Source organism: Lentzea sp. HUAS12 (assembly GCF_024125735.1).
In the GTDB taxonomy this organism is placed as follows: domain Bacteria; phylum Actinomycetota; class Actinomycetes; order Mycobacteriales; family Pseudonocardiaceae; genus Lentzea; species Lentzea albida.
Genome location: NZ_CP099738.1, coordinates 3,434,049 through 3,455,042 on the forward strand (window position 1 = coordinate 3,434,049; position 20,994 = coordinate 3,455,042).

The window sequence follows — 20,994 nt, forward strand, 5'->3', positions numbered from 1 at the left end:
GGCAGGGTCGTCACCGTGGGAAGGCCCCGCGTCCGACCGGACCCGGCAGCCCAGCCAGGGGTCTTCCCTCCACCACCGGCGCAGCGAAAGATCACCCGAGCGGACCAGGGCTGATCCGTTCCTCCACATGCGACCCTGAAACCGTGAGCACCACCCGGATCGGGTCGTTCAACGTGGAGAACATGTTCGAGCGCCCCAAAGTGATGGGCCGCAACGCCACCAAGCACGCGGCCCCGGTCCTGGCCGCCCACGCCCGTTTCAACGAACTCATCGCCTGCGAGACCTACACGCCGGAAGTCAAGGAAGAGCTCAAAGAACACCTGACGACGCTCGAGTTGCTCAGGAGTGACCGGAGCAGGTACGCGGTCCTGCGGCGCATCCGCGGCCGTTTCCTCGCCCGCCACCGCACCGGCGAGACCTCAGTCGTGGCGAGCGGTCGCGAGTCCTGGGTCGGCTGGGTCGAGCTCACCACCGAACCCATCAGCGAACTGGCCACCCGCCACACCGCCCAGGTGATGCGCGACGTGGGCGCGCACGTCCTCGGCGTCGTCGAGGCGGAATCACGCGAACTGCTGCGCATGTTCTCCGCGTCGATGCTCAAACACGTCGGCTGGACCCCGTACGAGGAGGTCCACCTCGTCGACGGCAACGACGAGCGCGGCATCAACGTGGGCCTGCTGACCCGCGACGCCCACCAGGTCATCATGATGCGCACGCACGTCTACGCGCAGGACAAGTCGGGCTTCATCTTCTCCCGCGACTGCGCCGAGTACCACGTCCGCACCCCGGCGGGCCCCGAGGTCGTCGTGCTCGTGAACCACCTGAAGTCCAAGGGCTACAGCACCCCCGGCGACCCGCTGGGCGCCCGCCGCCGCTTCCGCCAGGCCGTCCGCATCGCCCGCATCGTCAACCGCCTGCGCGACGAGGGCCACGACCACATCGCCGTGGTCGGCGACCTCAACGACACGGCGGACAGCGAGTGCCTCCGCCCCCTGTTCCAGCGCACGGGCCTGCGGGACATCAGCGAGCACGAGAACTTCGACTGGAACCACCGCCTCGGCACGTACCGCGGTGTCAACGAGAAGGGCAAGATCGACTACGTCCTGCTCACCCCACCGCTGTTCGCCAAGGCCACCGGCGGCGGCGTCTTCCGCAAGGGCGTGTGGCGCGGCCCACGCACCCGCAACCGTTGGGACGTCTACGAAACCATGACCGACGAGGTGCACGCGGCCAGCGACCACGCCGCCATCTACGCCGACATCGACTGGACGCGCTAGATCAGCTCGACCGTTACCTCGATGACGTCGCCGGGGCCGACGTCGTTCTTCTTGCGCACGGCGGCTTTGACCGGCAGCACGTAGCAGCCGGACTGCTTGTCGGGGAACACCGACGTCGACCACGTGCTGGCGCCCACCCCGGCCCGCACCTTGACCGCGCCGAAGCCGGTGCCGGGGGTGGCGACGTCGCGGATCTGGTCCGAGACGTCCTCGGGCAGGGTGACGAAGGTCCAGGTGTCCAGGCGGCGGGCGTCCCAGAGCCACAGTTCCGCGTCGAAGACGAACATCGCGTCATTCTCCCAGCAGCGGGCTCAGAGGGGTGCGCTGACGTGGAAGTGGCGGTCGAACGCCGCCGTGAGCCGCTCGTGGCCGAGCCACGGCTGCTCACCGCCGAGCAGTCACGTCAGTGTTGGAGCCGAAGCAGCAACCGGATGCGAGCCACACGCCGGCATGAGGTGTCCGAGACCCGCAACCGCCAGTCGCGATGTCCTGCTCGCCCCGAGGCCAGGTTTCACGCCGTCACTCCGGGTATCCGAAGCCCGCGACCCACCTGCGCCGCTCGCCCGATGGAGTGACGAAGGCCACCGACCATTTCGGTCGGTAAACCTACCGAATCGGTTGGTGAACGCCGTAAAGTCGATCCCATGCCACGACAGCCCAGGACCGGGGTCGACGAGAAGATCCTCGACGCCGCCGCCGCGCTCTTCGCGCGGCACGGCCTCGAGCAGACCTCGTTGAAGTCCCTCGCGGACGCCGTCGGCCTGTCCAAGGCGGGCCTGCTGCACCACTTCCCGAGCAAGGACGCTCTCTTCGAAGCGGCGTGGGCCCAGAGCCGGATCATCACCCAGCACGTCCTCGACCTGGTCAAAGACCTTCCGGCCGGCCCCGAGAGGGACCGGCGGTCGCTGGAGCTGCTCACCGACTACGCGCTCGACCGGCCGGGCATGGTCGCGCTGCTGTTCCGGTCGATGACCGCACCCGGCGAGGACCCGCAGCAGGCGCAGGACGAGCTGTTGCTCAACGAGATGTTCGTGATCGACCCCGCCGCGGAACTGCCGCGCGCCATCCGGATCGTCGGCGCGCTGAGTGCCATGGCGGTGCTCACCCTTCTGGCCAACCAGGAGGGTGACAAGACGCTGTGGCGTCCCCTGATCCTCGCTACCTGTTACGACGCACTCGGGCACCAGGAGGCCTGACCATCATGGCGAAACTGCTCTACAAACTGGGAATGGGCGCTCACAGGCGCCGCCTCCCCGTCGTCCTGATCTGGCTGCTCGTGCTGATCGGCGCCGGTGCCGGCGCGTTCACGCTCGGCGGTGAGACGTCGAACTCGATGTCCATCCCCGGGCAGGAGTCGACAACGGCGCTGGAGCGCATCCAGGACACGTTCGGTTCCGGCGAGACCGCGCAGGCGCGGGTCGTCCTGCAGGCGCCGGACGGCCAGAAGCTGCCGCAGCACATCAAGACCATCACCGACCTGGTGGCGGACGAGTCGGCGCTGCAGGGCGTGCGGTCGGCGACGAACCCGCTCGACCCGGCCGCGCCGAGCGTCAACCAGGACGTCAACGTCGGCTACAGCACCGTCACCTACGACGTGAAGCCCGGCGAGGTCACCGCCGAGCAGCGCGCCGACCTGATCAAGGCCGTCGACAAGGCCCGCGCGGCCGGGCTGACCGTCGAGGTCAGCGGCACCGCGATGCAGGAGATCCCGCACATCGGCGGTGCCACCGAGGCCATCGGTGTCGTGCTGGCCCTGGTCGTGCTCGCGCTGACCTACGGCTCGCTCGTGACGGCCGGCATGAACCTGCTCAGCGCCGGCATCGGCGTGGGCATCGGCGCGCTCGGCATCACGATCGCCACCGGGTTCATGGACCTGCAGTCGACCACGCCGATCCTCGCCTCGATGCTGGGTCTCGCGGTCGGCATCGACTACGCGTTGTTCATCATCAACCGCTACCGCCAGGAACTGCGCCGCGGTTCGGACGTCGGCCACGCCGTCGCGACCGCGGTCGGCACCGCCGGTTCGGCCGTCGTCACCGCCGGTCTGACCGTCGTGATCGCCCTGGTGGGCCTCGCGATCGCCGGCATCCCGTTCCTCACGCAGATGGGCGTCTCGGCTGCCGCCACGATCGTCGTCGCGGTCCTGATCGCCGTCACGCTGGTGCCCGCGGTGCTGAGCATGCTCGGCCGCCGCGTGCTGACCCGCAAGGAACGCGCCGCCGAGGCCTCCGAGCCGAAGGACCGCGGTGTCGTCCGCGGCTGGGCGGGCGCCGTCACCCGCAACCGCGTCGCCGCGCTGCTGCTCTCGGTCGTGGCGCTCGGCATCGTGTCGATCCCGGTGGCGTCCATGGACACCACGCTCATCCAGAAGCCGCCGGCGAACTCCACCCAGGAGCGCGCCGACCAGATCCTCGCGAAGGGCTTCGGCGAGGGCTTCAACGGCCCGATCATCGTCCTGTTCGAGGGCGACGGCGCCGCGGCCACGGCCACCAGGGAGTCCGAGCCGCTCGCGAAGCTGTCCGACGTCGCCCTGGTCGCCCCGGCCCAGCCGAGCCAGGACGGCAAGTCCGCGCTCGTCACCGTGATCCCGAAGTCCGGTCCCGACACCGTCGAGACCGAGAAGCTCGTCGCCGACCTGCGGGCCGAACTGTCCGACGTGCAGGGCGGCAAGGCGTACGTCACCGGCGCCACCGCGGTGAGCGTCGACGTGGCCACGTCCCTCGACAGGGCCCTGCCGATCTACCTCGCGGTCGTCGTCGGCCTCGCGCTCGTGCTGCTGGTCCTGGTGTTCCGCTCGCTGCTCGTGCCGCTCGTCGGTGTCCTCGGCTTCCTGCTGACCATCGGCTCGTCGCTCGGCGCCACGGTCGCGGTGTTCCAGTGGGGCTGGCTCGCCGACGCGGTCAACCTCGACGGCACCGGCCCGCTGATCAGCCTCACCCCGATCCTGGTGATCGGCATCCTGTTCGGCCTCGCCATGGACTACCAGATCTTCCTGGTGTCCCGGATGCACGAGGCGCACCACCGCGGCGCCAAGCCGATCGAGGCGATCACCACGGGCTTCCGCCAGGCGGCCCCGGTCGTCATCGCCGCGGCGCTGATCATGTTCTCGGTGTTCGCGGGCTTCGTCCCGGCCGGCGAGCCGACCGTGAAGTCGATCGCGTTCGCCCTGGCCGTCGGCATCTTCGTGGACGCGTTCGTGGTCCGCATGGTGCTCGTGCCCGCGGCGCTCGCCCTGCTCGGTGAGCGCGCCTGGTGGCTGCCGAAGTTCCTGCGCTGGCTGCCGGAGCTCGACGTCGAGGGCACCGCGCTCGACGAGATCGAGCAGAAGGGCGAGAAGGAGCCGGTCGCGGTCGGCTGATCCTCCGCTCAACGGTCCGTCATGCCCGTGATCTGATCACGGGTATGACGGACTTTTCTGTTCTGCACCACGCCTACGGCACCGCCGAGGACGTCCCCGCCCTCCTCGACCGGGCGGCCGCCGGCGACCAGGAGGCGTGGTCGGAGCTCTGGAGCCGCCTGTGCCACCAGGGCACCAGCTACCCCGCCAGTTACGCGGCGCTCCCCCACCTCGCGGCGATGAACAACGCCGACGCGGTCCTGCTCGCGGCGGGCATCGTCGCCGACGGCGGTGACGACGAGGTCCGCGCCGAACACGCGGCCTCCATCACCGCGCTGACGGCCACCGCGAACGCGTTGCTGCCCGGCGCCGACGAAGGCGCCTACCCCTACCTGCTGGAAGGCCTTCTGGTGTTCGAAGGCGTCCTCGACGCGGCGGACGTCCTGTCGTGGGGCGTGGAGAACGACGAGTACGAGGTCGAGTGCCCCGAGTGCGAGACGCCGATGTTCCTCGTCCTCGACGAAGGCGTCAGCCGCACCGACGAAGACGAGGAACGACCGCTGAAGCCCGCCGATCCCGCGACGCTCGACGGCGTGGGCAAGCGGGTCTGTGACACGGCGGACGCGCACGGCCAGTCGAAGGCCGTGCGCGCCTTCCGGTTCTTCTTCGGCCAGGCGACCTGCCCGGCGTGCGACACCGAGTTCACGGTGTCAGAGGAACTGCTCTAGTCACCGTTCTTCACGTACGTGCCGTGCAGCGCCACGGGCTGGGAGCGCTTCGCCCGCATCCGCAGGTTCAGGAACTCCACGAACACCGAGAACGCGATCGGCCCGTACACGTACCCCTTCGGGATGTGCTGGTCGAAGCCTTCGGCGATCAGGCTGGCGCCGATCAGCAGCAGGAACGACAGCGCGAGCATCTTCACCGTCGGGTGGCGGTTCACGAACTCCGAGATCGCCTTGGCGGAGAACAGCATCACGACCATCGCGACGACCACGGCCGCGATCATGATGCCCAGCTCGTCGACCATGCCGACCGCGGTGATGACCGAGTCGAGCGAGAACACGACGTCGAGCACCAGGATCTGGGCGATCACGCTCGCGAACGAGACCGCCTTGCGCTCCTTGGCATGGTCGGCGCCCTCCAGCTGCTCGTGGATCTCGAACGTCGCCTTGCCGAGCAGGAAGAGGCCGCCCAGCACCAGGATCAGGTCCCGGCCCGATATCTCCTGGCCCCACACCGTGAACAACGGCGCCGTCAGCCCGATCACCCACGCCAGCGAGGCGAGCAGCAGCAGGCGCGTGATCAGGGCCAGCGAGAGGCCCACGACCTGGGCCCGCCGTCTCTGCTCCTCCGGCAGGCGCCCGGCCAGGATCGAGATGAAGATGACGTTGTCGATGCCGAGCACGATCTCCAGCAGGAGCAAGGTGGCGAACGCGACCCACAGCTCAGGGCTCGTCATCCACTCCATCAACAGTTTCCTTCCACCCGCACCAGATTGACCGATTTGACCGAATCATTGCAGAAGGTCCGATCGCGCCGAGGCAGACCCGGCGATCGCGGGCGGAATGATTTTTTCGGTCAACACTGAAGCAATAGACCTGACTGGATGTCGCGTGGATCCCCATATGCTCGGGAGGACCGCTAGGAGGCGCGCAGTGGGGCTACGCAGCGAGCAGTGGTACGCCGGAGACGACCGGAACGCCTACATCCACCGCGCCTGGATGCGGCGCGGCACCCCGGACGACGCCTTCCGCCGGCCGCAGATCGCCATCGCCAACTCCGCCTCCGACCTCACGCCGTGCAACGCGCACCTCGACGACGTGGCGAAGTCCGTCTCCAACGGCGTGTACGAGGCCGGTGGCATCCCGCTCAACCTGCCCGTGGTGTCACTCGGCGAGACGAACGTGCGCCCCACCGCCATGTTGTGGCGCAACATGGCCGCGATGGCCGCCGAGGAGATGCTGCGCGCCAACCCCGTGGACGGCGTGGTGCTGCTCGGCGGGTGCGACAAGACGATCCCGGCGCTGCTGATGGCCGCCGCCTCCGTCGACATCCCGGCGGTCGTGGTGCCGGGCGGGCCGATGCTGACCGGCACGTTCCGCGGGGTGCCGCTGGGCTGCGGGACGGACGTGTGGCGGCTGTCCGAGGAGGTGCGCGCGGGCACGTTGTCGCAGGAGCAGTTCCTGCGCAGCGAGTCCGCGATGATCCGCAGCCGCGGCCACTGCAACACCATGGGCACCGCCTCGACGATGGCGCTGGTCGCGGAGGCGCTGGGCACGACAGTTCCCGGCGTGGCGGGCACACCGGCGCCCGACAGCAGGCTCCTGGAGGCCTCGCACGGCACCGGACGGCTCATCGTCGAGTTGATCGAGAAGGACCGCCGGCCCAGCACGTTCCTCACCAAGGCGAGCTTCCACAACGCCATCGTGGCGCTGGCGGCGATCGGCGGTTCCACGAACGCCGTGGTGCACCTGCTCGCGATCGCCGGGCGGCTCGGCGTCGACCTGACGCTCGACGACTTCGATCGCGTCGGCTCCGGCGTGCCGCTGCTGGTCGACCTGCAACCGGCGGGCCGGTTCCTGATGGAGGACTTCCACCGCGCGGGCGGGCTCCTCGCCGTGCTGCGGGAGGTGCGGGACCTGCTCGACCCCGACGGGCTCACGGTCACCGGCCGGCCGCTCGTCGACCACCTCGACGACGCGCCGATCTGGGACCCCGAGGTGATCCGCGCGCGGACCGAGCCGATCATCGCCGAGGGCGGCATCGCGGTGCTGAGGGGCAACTTGGCGCCATCAGGAGCTTTGATCAAACCGGCGGCCGCGTCGGCGCACCTGCTGCGGCACCGCGGGAAGGCCGTCGTGTTCGACAGCATCGAGGACTTCCACGCCCGCGTCGACGATCCCGATCTGGACGTGGACGCGGACTCCGTGCTGGTGCTGCGCGGCTGCGGCCCGCGCGGCTATCCGGGCATGCCCGAGGTGTCGAACATGCCGCTGCCGAAGAAGCTGCTGGAACAGGGCGTCCGCGACATGGTCCGCATCTGCGACGGGCGCATGAGCGGCACCGCCTACGGCACCGTCGTCCTGCACGTGGCGCCGGAAGCGGCGGCGGGCGGGCCGCTCGGACTGGTCCGCACGGGCGACGTCGTCGTGCTCGACGTGGAGAACCGGCGCATCGACGTGGAGGCGCCGGACTTCCTGCAGCGCACCCCGAGCGAGGCGATGTCCCGGGCCTTCGCGTCACCGAAACGCGGCTGGGAGCGGCTCTACGTCGACCACGTGCTCGGTGCCGACACCGGAGCCGACCTGGACTTCCTGGTCGGCTCCAGCGGCAGTGAGGTCACCCGCGAATCGCACTAGTGGGAGTGGGAGTGCTCTTCGACGTGGCCCGCGTCGTGCACGTGCGTGTGTGAGTGCGTCTCACCGTCGTGCGTGTGGGTGTGCTCGTGCTCGACGTGCTCGTGCGAATGCGCCCCATGAGGGTGCGTATGAGTCGTGTCACCGTGGCTGTGCTCGTGAGTGTGCACTCCGTTGGTCATGCCCTGATGGTGGCATGAGTCCGGCTTGAGCGCGCTGATGCAAGGTCTTGCCTATTGCAAGATCTTTGCTGTTAGCTGCACCAGGCAACACGGACACCTGGGGAGGAACTGGATGCGGCGCGCTGCTCTGCTGGCCCTCGTTCTGCTGGCGGGGTGCACGTCACCCGACGGCGAGACCACCGCACCGGCGACGTCGATCGTCATCGGCGCGGGCAGCGAACCCGAGAACCTCAACCCCGTGCTCGGCTACGCCCCCGACGGCGCGGCCAAGATCTTCGACGGCCTGGTCGCACGCGATGCCTCGCTGGCGCTCAAGCCCGCGCTGGCCACCGAGCTGCCGACGGCGTCCGCGGACGGCCTGACGTGGACGGCCAAGCTGCGCAAGGACATCACGTTCTCCGACGGCACCCCGCTCACCGCGGACGACGTCGTGTTCACCTACAGGTCCGTGCTGGACAAGAAGGTGAACTCCACGATCGCCTCCCGGTTCGACGCGCTGAGTGACGTCAAGGCGAAGGACCCGGCCACCGTCGAGTTCACTCTCTCCTACCCCTACGCGCCTTTCGCGCAGCAGCTCGCGCTCGGCATCGTGCCCGCCGCGAAGCTGAAGGACGCGGACATCAACACCGCGCCGTTCAACACCGCGCCCGTCGGCACCGGCCCGTACACGGTCGAGACGTGGCGCAAGGGCGACCGGATGGTGTTGAAGGCCAACGAGAAGTACTGGGGCGGCGCGCCCGCGATCAAGTCCGTGACCGTGGTGTTCGTGCCCGACGACAACGCCCGCGCGACCCGCATGGCCGCCGGCGAGTTCGACGGCACGGTGCTGCCGCCCAAGCTCGCGCAGACGTACCGGGACAGGTCCGGCTACAAGATCGTGCAGAACCCGTCCGCCGACTACCGCGGTCTCGGCATCCCGTCGGAACTGCCGTTCACCTCGACGCCGGAGGTGCGCCGCGCGATCAACCTCGGCATCAACCGCCAGGCCATGATCGACGCCGTGCTGGCGGGCTCCGGCAAGCCCGCGTCCACGCCGATCTCGCCGTACCTCAAGGACTGGTACGACGAGGGTTCCGCGTTCCGCTACGACGTCGCCGAGGCCGAGCGGCTGCTCGACGCGGCCGGCTGGCGCAAGGGCGCGGACGGCAAGCGCGCCAAGGACGGCCAGATCGCGAAGCTGCCCGTGCTCTACCCGGCTCCGGACGTGCTGCGCAAGGAACTGGCCCTCGCCACGGCGTCCGACATCGCGAAGCTCGGCGTCGACGCGCCCGTCGAGGCCACGACGTTCGACATCATGCTGCAGCGCCGCAAGGAGGCCGCGGCGGTGTGGGGCGGCGGCGACCCGTACGACCCGGACACGGCCGCCTACACGTTGCTGCACAGCAGGTACGCGGGCCAGGACGGCTACGTGAACATGACGCTGTACAAGAACTCCACTGTGGACACGGCGCTCGACACCGCGCGCCGCAGCCTCGACCCGGCGGCCCGCAAGAAGGCCTACGACGAGTTCCAGAAGGCGTACTCGGCCGATCCCGGCTGGGCGTTCCTCGTCTTCCTCGACCACACCTACGTGCTGCGCGACAGGTGGAACGGCCAGGAGACGCAGGTCGAGCCGCACGACCACGGCCTCGTGCACGCCGTGTGGTGGAACCTCGAGCGCTGGACACCGAAGTCGTGACGCGGGGCAAGGCGATCGGCCGGCTCGCGCTGCGACGCCTGGCCTTCGCGGTCCCGGTGCTGCTCGTGGTCAGCTTCGCCCTGTTCGTGCTGGCCAAGGCATCGCCGTTCGACCCGGTCGAGCGCTACTTCGGCGTCCGGATCATCGGCGCCTCCCCGGAACGCGTCGCCCAGCTGCGCGAGAACTGGGGCGTCGACGAACCGGTCGTCGCCCAGTACTGGGCCTGGCTGACGCACGCGGTCACCGGCGACCTCGGCGACTCGCTGTCGTTGCAGCAGCCCGTGTCCGCGGTGATCGGCGACCGTCTCGGGTGGACGGTGCTGCTGGTGTCGGTCGGCTTCGCGCTGGCGCTGGTGCTCGGACTGCTGCTGGGCACGCTCGCCGCGTGGCGGCAGGGGTCGTGGCTCGACCGATCGATCACCGGCAGCTGCTACGCGCTGGAGGCCGCGCCGGTCTTCTGGCTCGGTCTCGCCGTGCTGTACGTCTTCGCGTTGCAGCTGCGGTGGTTGCCCGGCGGTGGCGTGACCACGGGGTCCGAACCGCCGTCCGTCGGCGGGGTCGCGCTGCACATGGTGCTGCCGGTGACCGTGCTGGCGATCTCGCAGGCGCCGTGGTTCGTGCTGTTCGTCCGGCAGAACCTGCTGGAGTCGTTCACGCAGGACCACGTGATCGGTGCGCGCTCCCGCGGGCTTCCGGACCACCTGGTGGTGTCGGGGCACGCGCTGCGCACCTCGCTGCTGCCGTTCCTCACGCTGCTCGGCGCCCGGCTGCCGGAGCTGATCACCGGCGCGTTGCTGGTGGAGACGGTGTTCTCGTGGCCGGGCATCGCGCGGGCGACCGTGGAGGCCGCGCTGAACGTCGACTTCGCGCTGCTCGGCGCGCTGACCGTGATGGCGACGGGCGTCGTGCTGCTGGGCAACCTGCTGGCCGACGTCCTGTACGCGCTGGCCGACCCGAGGGTGGCGCTCGATGGCTGACCTGACCTGGCGTCCCGCCCCGCGCAGCCGCCTCACCGCGGCCAGTCCCCCGCGCTCGCCGAAGTGGCGCCTGCTGCCGTCCGCGGTCGTCCTCGGCGTCGTCGCGGTGACGGTGCTGGTCGTACCGCTGTTCGTGGAGCTGAACGAGCAGTACGTCGATCTCGCGATCGCCAACCGGCCGCCGTCCGCCGCGCACCTGTTCGGCACCGACGAACTGGGCCGCGACGTGCTGCTGCGCTGCGTCTACGCGCTGCGGGTGTCGCTCACGGTCGGTGTGGTCGCCGCGGTGATCTCGGCGATCGCGGGCACGGCCGTCGGCGCGCTGGCCGGGTCGATCGGCGGCTGGTTCGACCGGATCGTGATGCGCGTGGTCGACGCGATCGCGTCGGTGCCGCACCTGTTGCTGGGCATCGTGATCGTCGCGATCCTGCGGCCGAGCCTGTCCGCCGTGATCATCTCGATCGCCCTGACGCACTGGCTCACCGCCGCCCGGATCGTGCGGTCGGAGGTGTTGTCCTTGCGCACCAGGCCGTTCATCGACGCGGCCATCGTCGGCGGTGCCTCCCGGCTCCAGGTGATGACCCGGCACCTGCTGCCGAACGTCGCCCCGCAGGTCCTGCTCGCCACCACGCTGATGGTCCCGCACGCGGTGTGGCACGAGACGGCGCTGTCGTTCCTGGGCCTCGGCCTTCCCCCGCACGCGGCCAGCATCGGCAACATGATCAACGATGCCCAGCGCTCGTTGCTGATCGGCGGCTGGTGGATGTCGCTGGCGCCCGGGCTGCTGCTGATCGTCACGACGCTCGCCGTGTCCGGCGTGAGCGGTGTGTGGCGGGACCGGCTGAACCCCAAGCGGCGCACGGAGTTGACGTGGTGAACCTGGAGATCGACCGGGTGTCGGTGCGGTTCGCGCTCAAGGGCGCGACCGTGCAGGCCGTGAACGACGTGTCTCTGCGCATCCGGCCCGGCGAGTGCGTGGCGCTGGTCGGCGAGAGCGGCTGCGGCAAGACGGTGCTGGCGAGCGCGTTGCTCGGGTTCCTGCCCGGCAACGCCGAGACCAGCGGCAGCGCGCGACTCGGGGACGTCGACCTGCTCGCGGCGACCGACCACGAGCTCGCGACGACCGTGCGCGGCCGGAAGATCGGCCTCATCCCGCAGAGCCCGGCCAGCCACCTCACGCCCGTCCGCACGGCGCGGTCGCAGCTCGAAGAGGCCGCGAAGGTCCTGGGCGGAGACGCGGGGAAGGCCGCCGAACGAGCGGGGCTCCTGCCCGAGCACCTCGACCGCTACCCGCACGAGCTGTCCGGCGGCATGGCGCAACGCGTCGCGAACGCGCTGGCGCTCGTCGGCAACCCTCCCCTGCTGATCGCCGACGAACCGACCACCGGCCTCGACCGCGATCTCGTGGACGGGCTGCTCGACGAGTTCCGCCGGCTGGTCGACGACGGGCACGCCGTCCTGCTGATCACGCACGACCTCGCGGCGGCGCACAAGGTCGCCGACCGGATCGCGGTGATGTACGCGGGCCGGATCGTCGAGGTCGGCCCGGCGCACGAGGTGCTCGACCGCGCGAAACACCCCTACGCCCGAGGCCTCGCCAATGCCCTGCCGGAACGCGAGTTCCTGCCGATCCCCGGCCAGCCGCCCCTGCTCACCGACCTGCCCGCGGGCTGCGCGTTCGCCCCGCGCTGCGACCAGGCCACCGCGATCTGCGAGGACCGCCCCGTGCTGACCGACGACTCGCACGCCGTCGCGTGCCACCGCCCGTGCTGACCGCGAAGGACGTCACCGCCGGGTACAGCGCCCCGGTGATCACCGACGTCAGCCTCACCGTCGCACCGGGACAGACCGTCGGCCTCGCCGGGCCGAGCGGCTCCGGCAAGTCCACTGTGGCCCGCGTGCTCGCGTTGCTGCACAAGCCGTTCGCCGGAACGGTGGAGATCGACGGCGAGACGGTCACCGGGTTCCGGTTCCAGGCTCGCCAGCGCACGAAGATCGGCGTGCTGTTCCAGCAGCCGAGGCTGTCGGTCGACCCGCGCTTCACCCTGCGCCAGGCGATCGCCGAGCCGCTGAAGGACCAGGACCGCGTCGGCGAGCTGGCCGACCTGGTGATGCTCACCGACGACCTGCTGGGCCGCCGCCCGCACGAGGTGAGCGACGGCCAGTTGCAACGAGCCTGCCTCGCCCGCGCGCTCGCGCGGGACCCGCGCTACCTGATCTGCGACGAGATGACGACGATGCTCGACGCCTCCACGACCGCGGCGCTGGTCGGCGTGATCCGCGCCTACCAGGAGCGGACCGGCGCGGGCGTGCTCGCGATCTCGCACGACGCCACGCTGCTGAACCGATGGGCGGACGAGACCGTCAGGCTTTGAGGACCGCGTCCACGATGATGTTGTCGCGGTAGCTGCCCGCGACCCGGTCGAACTCGCCGCCGCACGTCACGAGCCGCAGCTCCGACAACGGCGTCGGCCCGTACACGGCGGCGGTCGGGAACAGGGTCTTCTCGGTCGTGTGCGTGCCGCTCACGACGAACGTGAGCCTGCTGCCGTCCTCGCGCTCGACCAGCACCTCGGCGCCGGGCTGCAGCTCCGGCAGCCGGAAGAACACCCCGGGCCCGGTCTTCGAGTCGACGTGTCCCGCGATCACCGCGGGCCCGCGGTCCCCCGGCGCGACGCCCTTGGCGAACCACCCGGCCTTGTCGGCGCGGGTCGGCGGTTCCAGCGCCCCCGAGGAGTCCACGTCCAGCGACTCGAGCTTCGTCTCGACGCCGATCGACGGGATCAGCACCGTCACCGGTTCCGGCGCCTCGTCCCCACCGGGTCCCTTGACCACGTAGATCAGCGTGACCACGATCGCCGCTCCCATCAGGAGCTTGGCCTTGGCCATCAGCCGAACCGGAACAGCCGGCCGCGCACCGAGTACATGGCGACGCCCACGATGAGCGTGATCACCAGCGCGGTGAGCCAGTCCCAGCCGCCCGCCATGCCGCCGAACCCGGTCTCCTGGCCACCGCCGGGCACGACCTCGGCGCTCTTCGCGTCCGTGCGCAGCTCGATCCGCCGGGCGCTGACCAGCAGCGAGTAGACGCCACCCGGTTCGATGGTCGCTTCGAGCCGCGTCGAGTCCTTGCCGCGTTGCAGGATCTCCAGCGCCTCGGAGCCGGGTGCCAGTTCTAGGTAGCCGGTCGACGAGTTCGCCTGCACGGCGCGGTGCACGGACACACCGGCCCGCACCAGGTCCATCTCGGCGTCGCCGCCGTTGATCACGCGCAGCCGGGCCTGCCCGTTCGCGGGCAGGCTGACGTCGTCCTCCAGGACCTTCATCGTGGAGGCCAGGTCGACGACCGTGTACGCCTTGCCGGAGCCCGCCTGCACCGTGAGCGAGCGCAGCAGCGGGCTGCCGGGCTCGGACATGCGGAACTCGACGACGTGCTCCCCCGGCTCGACCCGGCGGTAGGTGTCGAGGTCGGCGTAGTCGAGGGTGCCGAGCTTGACCCCGTCGAGCACCGCGTCGACCCGCGCCTGGTCCTTCGAGAAGTGCCCGAAGCGCAGGTACGTGCCGGTCGCGGCGTGCGCGGGCGTGGCGGACAGCAGCAGCAACAGCACGACGGCGATCACTCGCACGCGGACCCCTCCCCTCACCGGACGTGCAGTAACGATAACTCGGCTGATCACCGTCCGGTGAGGTTCGGCCGGCCTCCCGGATGGCCGACGGTCGCCCCGGAGGCCTCCACCGCGAGCCTGGCCGCCGCCTCGGGGCCGTCTCCCCGCGTGAGGGCGAACGTCAGCGCCGCGACGAACGCGTCACCACCGCCGGTCGTGTCGACCACCTCGGCGTCTCCCAGGGGCAACACCAGTTCACCCGAGTCCCAGACGAACACGTTGCCCACGTCGTTCACGGCGAACGCGACGAGTTCGAGGCCCTTCAGCTCGCGCGCCGCCTCCAGCGCGTCGTCCGCGCTCGTGATCGTCCGGCCGGTCAGCAGCTCGGCCTCCTGGTGGTCGGCGCGCACGACGTGGGCGCACGCCAGCAGTTCGTCTCGCAGCCGTTCGGGGGCGCCATCGAGCACCACATGCCCGGAGGCCGCCCGTGCGGCCTTGAGCGCGACCTCGGGCCGTTGCTGGAGCTGCACCACCACGGCCCCCGCACGCGCGATGAGGTCCATCGGCAGGTCGTCCTCGCGCAGCAGCACGCCGTCCGGCAGGTCTTCGAGGTAACGCCAGCCGTCGGCGACGACGTCCACGATCAGCCCGGTCCGGCAGTCCGGCCGCACGACCACGCCGCCGGTCGCGATGCCGTCCGCGCCGGCGCGCGCGAGCAGCCGGGTGCCCATCTCGTCGTCGCCGACCACACCGACGAGCGCGACCGGCGCGCCCAGCTGGGCCAGGCCGACGGCGATGTTCGCGCCCTTGCCGCCGAGCATCTCCCGGCGCTCCCGCACGGGTGCCGTGCCACCGGGACCCGGCACCTCGTCCACGACGAGGACCAGGTCCCGCGCGATCTGTCCCACCACCACGACGTCGTCCACGGTCCTGGACTACCCGGCGGCGGCCCGATCAACTCGGCAGAAACCGATCGGTGACGTCGAGGCCGTCCGGCAGCACCCGGAAGAGGTCGACCGGCGTCCGCTGCGACACCATCTCGCCGCGGTGGGCGCGCTTGAGCTCGTCCCGCGCGACCGCGACCCGCTCGCCCGGCGCGGACAGCACGAGGACCGGCACCGCGCCCTGGGCGACGTGGGCGCCCACCCTGTCCTCGGTGCCGCGCCCGAACGCGAGCACCTTGCCGTAGCGGACGAGGTAGAGCAGGGTCGCATCGCCGCGTACGCGCTTGAGCCGTTCGACTTCTCCCGTCTCGTCGTTGCGGCCCCACGTGCCGTGCGACTTCGTCAGCCACCGGTATCCGGTCCACGGCAACCCGTGCACGTCCGTCGCGAGCACGGTCCATCCGGGCCGGAAGTACTTGGCCAGCCGGAGCTTCACTGTCGTCGCGGCGAGGAACTCCGAGTTCTCCCGCCACGTCCCGCCGAGTTCGAGCCGGTGCGCGTTCTCCTGCACCGCCGGGTCCGGCACGGACCGCTCGTCCAGGCACACCAGGCACCTCGTGCGCCAGCCGGTGCCGCACGAGCGCGCGGTACCGCACCAGCCGCACTGCCGGATCTGCACCTCCGCGCCACCGGGCCGGTCGTGGACGAGCTTCATCTGGTCCGCCACGAGCAGCAGACACGGCTCGCACAAAGCACACCACGCGACCTCGGTGACGTCCTTGCGCGACAACCGGGTCGTGCAGTTGATGCACTGCTTCACTGTTGCCCTCCCCTTGCGGGAAAGCCTATTCCAGCGCCCTTCTCAGGCGCGAGGAGACAAGAGCGTGACGGGGGTCGGTGACCGGGAGGAGCACCTGGAGGCGTTCGAGCACCTCGGCGTCGTCACCGCTGTCCGCGAACGACAGCAGCGCGTCGAGATCTCCCCGCTCCAGCACGCCCTTGCGGACGGCGGCGGCGAGGTCGACCCGCTCCTCGCGGACCACCGGCGCGTCCGACCGGGGCAGCAGGTCACCGCTGTAGTGCCGGGTGGCCCTGCCCGCGTCGCCGGACCGCAGAGCCGTCCGCACGTCCAGGAAGTCGCCGCGCACCACCGCGTCCAGCCGGTACGGCCTCGTCAGCAGGACACCACCGAGCTGCGCGCGCAGCCTGTGCAACTCCGCGCGGACCGTCGTCGGGTTCCCGCGCTCACCGTAGAGCAGCAACGCGAGCTGTTCGGCCGTCAGGCCCTTGGGGTGCAGGGCCAGCGCCGTCAGCACCTCCGCGTTGCGCAACGTCAGCGCCAGCGGCCGTCCGTCGAGGTCGGCGTGCGGCCCGCCGAGGAAGTTCAGCGTCAGCACGTGCTGCCGCGGCGCGAACCGCTGCAGGTGGTGCGTGGCGAGCTGGGCGGCGGCGGACACGAGCTGCGCGACGGCCGGGTGCATGGTCTTGAGCGGCCCGCTGACGTCGACGACTCCCAGCAGCACCCCGGTGTGGGGATCGTGGATCGGGCTCGCCGCACACGTCCAGCCGTGGTAGGTGCGCACGAGGTGTTCGCGGGAGTGGACGGTGACGGGCCTGCCGGTCGCGAGCGCGGTGCCCATCGCGTTCGTGCCGATCACGTCCTCGCTCCAGCGCGAGCCCTCGGTGAGGTGGACGCGCTCCGCCTTGTGCCGGACCTGGTTGTCGCCCTCGCACCAGAGGATGTGGCCGCGGGTGTCGGTGACGATCATGATCGTGTCGTCCATCGACAGCGTGGTCTTCAGCAGCGGCACGGTGGCGGCCAGCGGGTGCGTGCCGCGCAGGTCGGCGACCTCGTCGCGCGCGTAGACGACCGGCGCCTCGTGCCGGTCCGGGTCGACGCGCGCGGCGAGGGAGCGCCGCCACGACTCGAAGATCACCGGACGCGCGGCACCCAGCTCCACTGGGTCCATCGGTCCAGGATGCAGTCCGTACCACCGCAGGAGCAAGCCTGCGAGTACTCCGATCGGATGCAACGTGGGTGAAACGTTGCCGGTTCTACGTTCGCCGCCTGTTCGCAACGATGCGGGAGGCCCAGAGATGGCGAAGTACGCGGCTCCAGGACAGCCGGACAGCGTGGTCACGTTCCGCGACCGGTACGACCACTTCATCGGAGGCGAGTACGTGCCGCCCGCCAAGGGCCAGTACTTCTCCAACCCCTCCCCGGTCACCGGTGAGGACTTCACCGAGATCGCCCGCGGCACCGCCGAGGACGTCGAACGCGCGCTGGACGCGGCCCACGGCGCCGCCCGCGCGTGGGGCAGGACCTCGGTGGCCGAGCGGGCCAACGTCCTGCACAAGATCGCCGACCGCATGGAGGCGAACCTCGAGAAGCTCGCGGTCGCGGAGACGTGGGAGAACGGCAAGGCCGTGCGCGAGACGCTCGCCGCCGACCTGCCGCTCGCGATCGACCACTTCCGCTACTTCGCGGGCGCGATCCGCGCCCAGGAGGGCGGCATCTCGCAGATCGACGAGGACCTCGTCGCGTACCACTTCCACGAGCCGCTCGGCGTCGTCGCGCAGATCATCCCGTGGAACTTCCCGATCCTGATGGCGGTCTGGAAGCTCGCGCCCGCCCTCGCGGCCGGCAACGCCGTGGTGCTCAAGCCCGCCGAGCAGACACCGGCGTCGATCCACGTGCTGATGGAGCTCATCGCCGACCTGCTGCCGCCGGGCGTCGTGAACATCGTCAACGGCTTCGGCGTCGAGGCGGGCAAGCCGCTCGCGTCCTCGCGCCGGGTCGCGAAGGTGGCGTTCACCGGCGAGACGACCACCGGCCGGTTGATCATGCAGTACGCCAGCGAGAACATCATCCCCGTCACGCTGGAGCTCGGCGGCAAGTCGCCGAACGTCTTCTTCAACGACGTGGCCGCGCAGAAGGACGCCTTCTACGACAAGGCGCTCGAAGGCTTCACGATGTTCGCGCTGAACCAGGGCGAGGTCTGCACCTGCCCGTCGCGCGCGCTGGTGCAGAGCGACATCTACGACCAGTTCATGGCCGACGCCGTCGAGCGCACGAAGGCCGTCAAGCAGGGCCACCCGCTCGACACCGAGACGATGATCGGCGCGCAGGCGTCCAACGACCAGCTCGAGAAGATCCTTTCGTACATCGACATCGGCAAGCAGGAGGGCGCCCGAGTCCTCACCGGCGGCGAGCGCGCGGACCTCGGCGGCGAGCTGTCCGGCGGCTACTACGTGACGCCCACGGTGTTCGAGGGCGACAACAAGATGCGGATCTTCCAGGAGGAGATCTTCGGCCCGGTCGTCTCCGTGGCCCGCTTCGCCGACTACGACGACGCGATCAAGACCGCCAACGACACCCTTTACGGCCTCGGCGCGGGCGTGTGGTCCCGGGACGGCGGCACCGCCTACCGCGCCGGCCGCGACATCCAGGCGGGCCGCGTGTGGGTGAACAACTACCACGCCTACCCGGCGCACGCGGCGTTCGGCGGCTACAAGCAGTCCGGCATCGGCCGCGAGAACCACCGCATGATGCTCGACCACTACCAGCAGACCAAGAACCTGCTCATCAGCTACTCGCAGAACGCCCAGGGCTTCTTCTGATGCCCCGCGTCGCACTGACCCCTGAGGCCGCGGACGTGCTCCGCGGCCTCAGGGCCGACCACGGCGACCTGATGTTCCACCAGTCCGGCGGCTGCTGCGACGGCTCGGCGCCGATGTGCTATCCCCTCGGGGAGTTCCGCACGGGCGCGTCCGACGTGCACCTGGGTGATCTCGCCGTCGACTCGTTCGTGGTGCCGGTGTGGATGTCCGCGTCTCAGTTCGAGTACTGGAGCCACACCCACCTGACGATCGACGTCGTGCCCGGTCGTGGGAGCGGTTTCTCGCTGGAAGCACCACTGGGAGTGCGTTTTCTGGTGCGCTCTCGACTGCTCACCGACGAGGAGCTCTAATCTCTCCGCATGACCGTCCACTGCGGATGCTGCGGAGCCGAGATCACCTCTACGGACCGCATCGACTACAGGTTGAACCGTCCGGAGCAACTGCTCGGCGTGCCCGGTGAGCGGCTGGGCGCGCCGACGGGCGGGCTGCTCGTCGGACCGGACGGCGACTCCTACATCCGTTGTCTGCTCCCGGTTCGGCTGACCGGCGGAACCGAGATCGTGTTCGGCGCGTGGACGCAGATCTCCAAGGTCGACGCCATGTACGCGCACGCCGTGTGGGACAACGACGAGCAGTACGCGAACCTGCGGATCTCCGGCCGGTTCGCGAACGTCATCAAGCCGTGGGACCTGCTGGGCGTGCCGGTCGAGGCGGCCGTGCTCAACACCGACGAGCTGCCCTACTTCACCTCGCACCCGTTGCTGGACCGGGAATGGGACCGCGACGAGGTGCTGTGCCGCATCCGGCACCCGTTGCCCGTGCCCGTCCGCGAGACGCTCGGCGAGGTCTGGACCGTCGAACGCACCGAGGGCATGCGGTGCACCGTCGACGGCCGCACGGTCAGGTTCACGAGCCCCGACCGCCGGGTGGCGCTCGACGTCTACGCCGACCTCACCGGCGGCAGCGTGAGCGACTTCCTGGGCGCGGTCCTCGACGGCTTCCCCGCGAGCGCCGAGCACTCCGTCACGCACGACGGCCCCGAACTGCGCCACGCGTTCTGGCTGAGCGAGGTGATCGACGGCCACGAGGAGCAGGTGTTCCACGGGCACGTCGTCCGGCCCGGCACGATGATCTCCGTGCGCTGCGTGCACCGCTACCCGGCGGACCGCTCGTGGGCGCAGCACGTGCTCAACAGCGTCCGGTTCATCGGGTGACGGCCTGCGACTGCTGCGGTGCCGAGGTCGACGACTCGGGCGCGATCGACCTCGACCTGGGCCTGCCTCCCGGCGTGCGGACCCCGTCGCTGAGGGCGGGCGGCAACGTCCTGCTGGCCGACGACGCCGCCTACGTCCGGTGCGTGCTGCCCGTCGAGCTGACCTGCGACCTGGAACTGTGGTTCGGCGCCTGGATGCGCGTGGACCCCGAGGCCGCCCGGCACGCGGCCGAGGTCTGGGACGGCCCCGGCTACGCCACGCTGCGGTTCACCGGCACGTTCGCGCACGACCTCAAGCCGTGGGACGACCTGCGCGGCGTCCCGGTCGTGGCCGAGGTCCGCGAGCCCGACGACCTGCCCGAATACGTCCAGCACCCGGTGCTCGGCAGGGTGTGGGACCGCGACGAGGTGCTCAGCGGGTACCTGGTCGAGCTGCCGATCTCGATCCGGCAGAAGCTGCCCGGCACGTGGAGCATCGAACGCACCGCGGGTCTCACCCCGCACGTGCTGGAGGAGGGCCTGCGCTTCGCGGGCCCCGGCCGCGCGGTGTTCGTGGACGTCCGCCGCGCCATGGGCACGCCTGCGGAGCAGTTCCTGGAGATGGCGCTGGAGGGCGCACCGGACGTGCCGGCCGAGCAGCAGTTCCTCGTGCGCGACGGCGTCGAGCTGCGGCACGCGTTGTGGCTCACGACCACTTCGGACGGAGTGACGCGGCACGAGTTCCACGGCCACGTCGCGCGGTTCGGCGAGATGCTCGTCGTGACGTGCGTGCACGACGACCCGGCGGACCACGCGTGGGCGCGCCACGTGCTGAACAGCGTGCGGTTCCGGCGCGTGACGCGCTCGTAACGTCAGGGAAAT

Annotated in this window: 21 protein-coding genes; 14 read left to right on the top strand and 7 right to left on the bottom strand. The window is 70.4% G+C overall.

Features of this window, described 5'->3' with window-relative positions; translation table 11 throughout:
• The first annotated feature begins 143 nt into the window (after positions 1-143).
• Positions 144-1,277: an endonuclease/exonuclease/phosphatase family protein gene (locus ND450_RS15030; RefSeq protein WP_253326745.1), complete on the top strand. Its 1,134-nt coding sequence runs from the start codon at positions 144-146 to the stop codon at positions 1,275-1,277.
• On the opposite strand, the gene ND450_RS15035 is transcribed toward ND450_RS15030, so the two are convergent.
• Positions 1,274-1,564 (bottom strand): DUF1905 domain-containing protein, encoded by a 291-nt coding sequence (locus tag ND450_RS15035; protein WP_253326746.1) that lies wholly within the window; start codon positions 1,562-1,564, stop codon positions 1,274-1,276. The two genes, ND450_RS15030 and ND450_RS15035, sit on opposite strands and share 4 nt — an antisense overlap.
• Before the next feature lie 357 nt (positions 1,565-1,921).
• On the opposite strand from ND450_RS15035, the gene ND450_RS15040 reads away from it, so the two are divergent.
• Genes ND450_RS15040 through ND450_RS15050 form a run of 3 tightly spaced genes read left to right on the top strand, consistent with a single transcriptional unit; the run spans position 1,922 to position 5,342 of the window.
• On the top strand, positions 1,922-2,473 hold the full coding sequence (locus tag ND450_RS15040; protein ID WP_253326747.1) for a TetR/AcrR family transcriptional regulator: 552 nt from the start codon (positions 1,922-1,924) through the stop codon (positions 2,471-2,473).
• A gap of 5 nt (positions 2,474-2,478) precedes the next feature.
• Positions 2,479-4,635, top strand: a complete 2,157-nt coding sequence (locus tag ND450_RS15045) for an MMPL family transporter (RefSeq protein WP_253326748.1) — start codon at positions 2,479-2,481, stop codon at positions 4,633-4,635.
• A gap of 44 nt (positions 4,636-4,679) precedes the next feature.
• The gene (locus ND450_RS15050) at positions 4,680-5,342 is read left to right on the top strand and encodes a hypothetical protein (RefSeq protein WP_253326749.1); all 663 of its coding nucleotides are present in this window, start codon (positions 4,680-4,682) and stop codon (positions 5,340-5,342) included.
• On the opposite strand, the gene ND450_RS15055 is transcribed toward ND450_RS15050, so the two are convergent.
• On the bottom strand, positions 5,339-6,085 hold the full coding sequence (locus ND450_RS15055) for a TerC family protein (RefSeq protein ID WP_089911265.1): 747 nt from the start codon (positions 6,083-6,085) through the stop codon (positions 5,339-5,341). The two genes, ND450_RS15050 and ND450_RS15055, sit on opposite strands and share 4 nt — an antisense overlap.
• A 157-nt stretch (positions 6,086-6,242) precedes the next feature.
• Here ND450_RS15055 and ND450_RS15060 point away from each other — a divergent pair, with 157 nt between their 5' ends.
• The 6 genes from ND450_RS15060 to ND450_RS15085 all read left to right on the top strand — a co-directional run bounded on the left by ND450_RS15060 (position 6,243) and on the right by ND450_RS15085 (position 13,185).
• A complete protein-coding gene (locus ND450_RS15060) occupies positions 6,243-7,976 on the top strand; it encodes a dihydroxy-acid dehydratase (protein ID WP_371927708.1) in 1,734 nt (577 codons plus the stop codon).
• A gap of 291 nt (positions 7,977-8,267) precedes the next feature.
• On the top strand, positions 8,268-9,833 hold the full coding sequence (locus tag ND450_RS15065) for an ABC transporter substrate-binding protein (protein WP_253326751.1): 1,566 nt from the start codon (positions 8,268-8,270) through the stop codon (positions 9,831-9,833).
• A complete protein-coding gene (locus ND450_RS15070; RefSeq protein WP_253326752.1) occupies positions 9,830-10,810 on the top strand; it encodes an ABC transporter permease in 981 nt (326 codons plus the stop codon). The genes ND450_RS15065 and ND450_RS15070 overlap by 4 nt, the downstream gene beginning before the upstream one ends.
• Entirely contained in the window at positions 10,803-11,687 is an 885-nt protein-coding gene (locus ND450_RS15075; protein ID WP_253326753.1) for an ABC transporter permease, read from the top strand. Before ND450_RS15070 ends, ND450_RS15075 begins: the two co-directional genes overlap by 8 nt.
• The gene (locus ND450_RS15080) at positions 11,681-12,583 is read left to right on the top strand and encodes an ABC transporter ATP-binding protein (protein ID WP_253326754.1); all 903 of its coding nucleotides are present in this window, start codon (positions 11,681-11,683) and stop codon (positions 12,581-12,583) included. The genes ND450_RS15075 and ND450_RS15080 overlap by 7 nt, the downstream gene beginning before the upstream one ends.
• A complete protein-coding gene (locus ND450_RS15085) occupies positions 12,577-13,185 on the top strand; it encodes an ABC transporter ATP-binding protein (protein ID WP_253326755.1) in 609 nt (202 codons plus the stop codon). The genes ND450_RS15080 and ND450_RS15085 overlap by 7 nt, the downstream gene beginning before the upstream one ends.
• On the opposite strand, the gene ND450_RS15090 is transcribed toward ND450_RS15085, so the two are convergent.
• The 5 genes from ND450_RS15090 to ND450_RS15110 are packed head-to-tail and all read right to left on the bottom strand — an operon-like array spanning position 13,175 to position 17,269.
• The gene (locus ND450_RS15090; protein ID WP_245785946.1) at positions 13,175-13,699 is read right to left on the bottom strand and encodes a class F sortase; all 525 of its coding nucleotides are present in this window, start codon (positions 13,697-13,699) and stop codon (positions 13,175-13,177) included. The two genes, ND450_RS15085 and ND450_RS15090, sit on opposite strands and share 11 nt — an antisense overlap.
• Positions 13,699-14,436 (bottom strand): DUF4397 domain-containing protein, encoded by a 738-nt coding sequence (locus ND450_RS15095; RefSeq protein ID WP_253326756.1) that lies wholly within the window; start codon positions 14,434-14,436, stop codon positions 13,699-13,701. The genes ND450_RS15090 and ND450_RS15095 overlap by 1 nt, the downstream gene beginning before the upstream one ends.
• A 47-nt stretch (positions 14,437-14,483) precedes the next feature.
• Entirely contained in the window at positions 14,484-15,341 is an 858-nt protein-coding gene (locus ND450_RS15100) for a PfkB family carbohydrate kinase (RefSeq protein ID WP_253326757.1), read from the bottom strand.
• A 28-nt stretch (positions 15,342-15,369) separates the two neighbouring features.
• Entirely contained in the window at positions 15,370-16,119 is a 750-nt protein-coding gene (locus ND450_RS15105; protein WP_253326758.1) for a hypothetical protein, read from the bottom strand.
• 25 nt (positions 16,120-16,144) lie between these two features.
• A complete protein-coding gene (locus ND450_RS15110) occupies positions 16,145-17,269 on the bottom strand; it encodes a GAF domain-containing protein (protein ID WP_253326759.1) in 1,125 nt (374 codons plus the stop codon).
• Positions 17,270-17,396: 127 nt separating this feature from the next.
• Between ND450_RS15110 and ND450_RS15115 the strand changes: the two genes are divergently transcribed.
• Genes ND450_RS15115 through ND450_RS15130 form a run of 4 tightly spaced genes read left to right on the top strand, consistent with a single transcriptional unit; the run spans position 17,397 to position 20,982 of the window.
• Complete coding sequence (locus ND450_RS15115; protein ID WP_253326760.1) at positions 17,397-18,920, top strand: aldehyde dehydrogenase family protein; 1,524 nt, start codon at positions 17,397-17,399, stop codon at positions 18,918-18,920.
• On the top strand, positions 18,920-19,270 hold the full coding sequence (locus tag ND450_RS15120) for a DUF779 domain-containing protein (RefSeq protein ID WP_177229609.1): 351 nt from the start codon (positions 18,920-18,922) through the stop codon (positions 19,268-19,270). The genes ND450_RS15115 and ND450_RS15120 overlap by 1 nt, the downstream gene beginning before the upstream one ends.
• Before the next feature lie 9 nt (positions 19,271-19,279).
• Entirely contained in the window at positions 19,280-20,134 is an 855-nt protein-coding gene (locus tag ND450_RS15125) for a hypothetical protein (protein ID WP_253326761.1), read from the top strand.
• Positions 20,131-20,982, top strand: coding sequence for a DUF2199 domain-containing protein (locus ND450_RS15130; protein ID WP_253326762.1), 852 nt, complete (start codon positions 20,131-20,133; stop codon positions 20,980-20,982). The genes ND450_RS15125 and ND450_RS15130 overlap by 4 nt, the downstream gene beginning before the upstream one ends.
• Positions 20,983-20,994: the final 12 nt, after the last annotated feature.

Excerpts from the sequence above, each read along its gene's own strand:
- ND450_RS15035 (WP_253326746.1), bottom strand. The coding sequence starts at position 1,564 with ATGTTCGTCTTCGACGCGGAACTGTGGCTCTGGGACGCCCGCCGCCTG.
- ND450_RS15040 (WP_253326747.1), top strand. The coding sequence starts at position 1,922 with ATGCCACGACAGCCCAGGACCGGGGTCGACGAGAAGATCCTCGACGCC.
- ND450_RS15045 (WP_253326748.1), top strand. The coding sequence starts at position 2,479 with ATGGCGAAACTGCTCTACAAACTGGGAATGGGCGCTCACAGGCGCCGC.
- ND450_RS15050 (WP_253326749.1), top strand. The coding sequence starts at position 4,680 with ATGACGGACTTTTCTGTTCTGCACCACGCCTACGGCACCGCCGAGGAC.
- ND450_RS15055 (WP_089911265.1), bottom strand. The coding sequence starts at position 6,085 with ATGGAGTGGATGACGAGCCCTGAGCTGTGGGTCGCGTTCGCCACCTTG.
- ND450_RS15060 (WP_371927708.1), top strand. The coding sequence starts at position 6,243 with ATGCTCGGGAGGACCGCTAGGAGGCGCGCAGTGGGGCTACGCAGCGAG.
- ND450_RS15065 (WP_253326751.1), top strand. The coding sequence starts at position 8,268 with ATGCGGCGCGCTGCTCTGCTGGCCCTCGTTCTGCTGGCGGGGTGCACG.
- ND450_RS15075 (WP_253326753.1), top strand. The coding sequence starts at position 10,803 with ATGGCTGACCTGACCTGGCGTCCCGCCCCGCGCAGCCGCCTCACCGCG.
- ND450_RS15090 (WP_245785946.1), bottom strand. The coding sequence starts at position 13,699 with ATGGCCAAGGCCAAGCTCCTGATGGGAGCGGCGATCGTGGTCACGCTG.
- ND450_RS15110 (WP_253326759.1), bottom strand. The coding sequence starts at position 17,269 with ATGGACCCAGTGGAGCTGGGTGCCGCGCGTCCGGTGATCTTCGAGTCG.
- ND450_RS15115 (WP_253326760.1), top strand. The coding sequence starts at position 17,397 with ATGGCGAAGTACGCGGCTCCAGGACAGCCGGACAGCGTGGTCACGTTC.
- ND450_RS15120 (WP_177229609.1), top strand. The coding sequence starts at position 18,920 with ATGCCCCGCGTCGCACTGACCCCTGAGGCCGCGGACGTGCTCCGCGGC.
- ND450_RS15125 (WP_253326761.1), top strand. The coding sequence starts at position 19,280 with ATGACCGTCCACTGCGGATGCTGCGGAGCCGAGATCACCTCTACGGAC.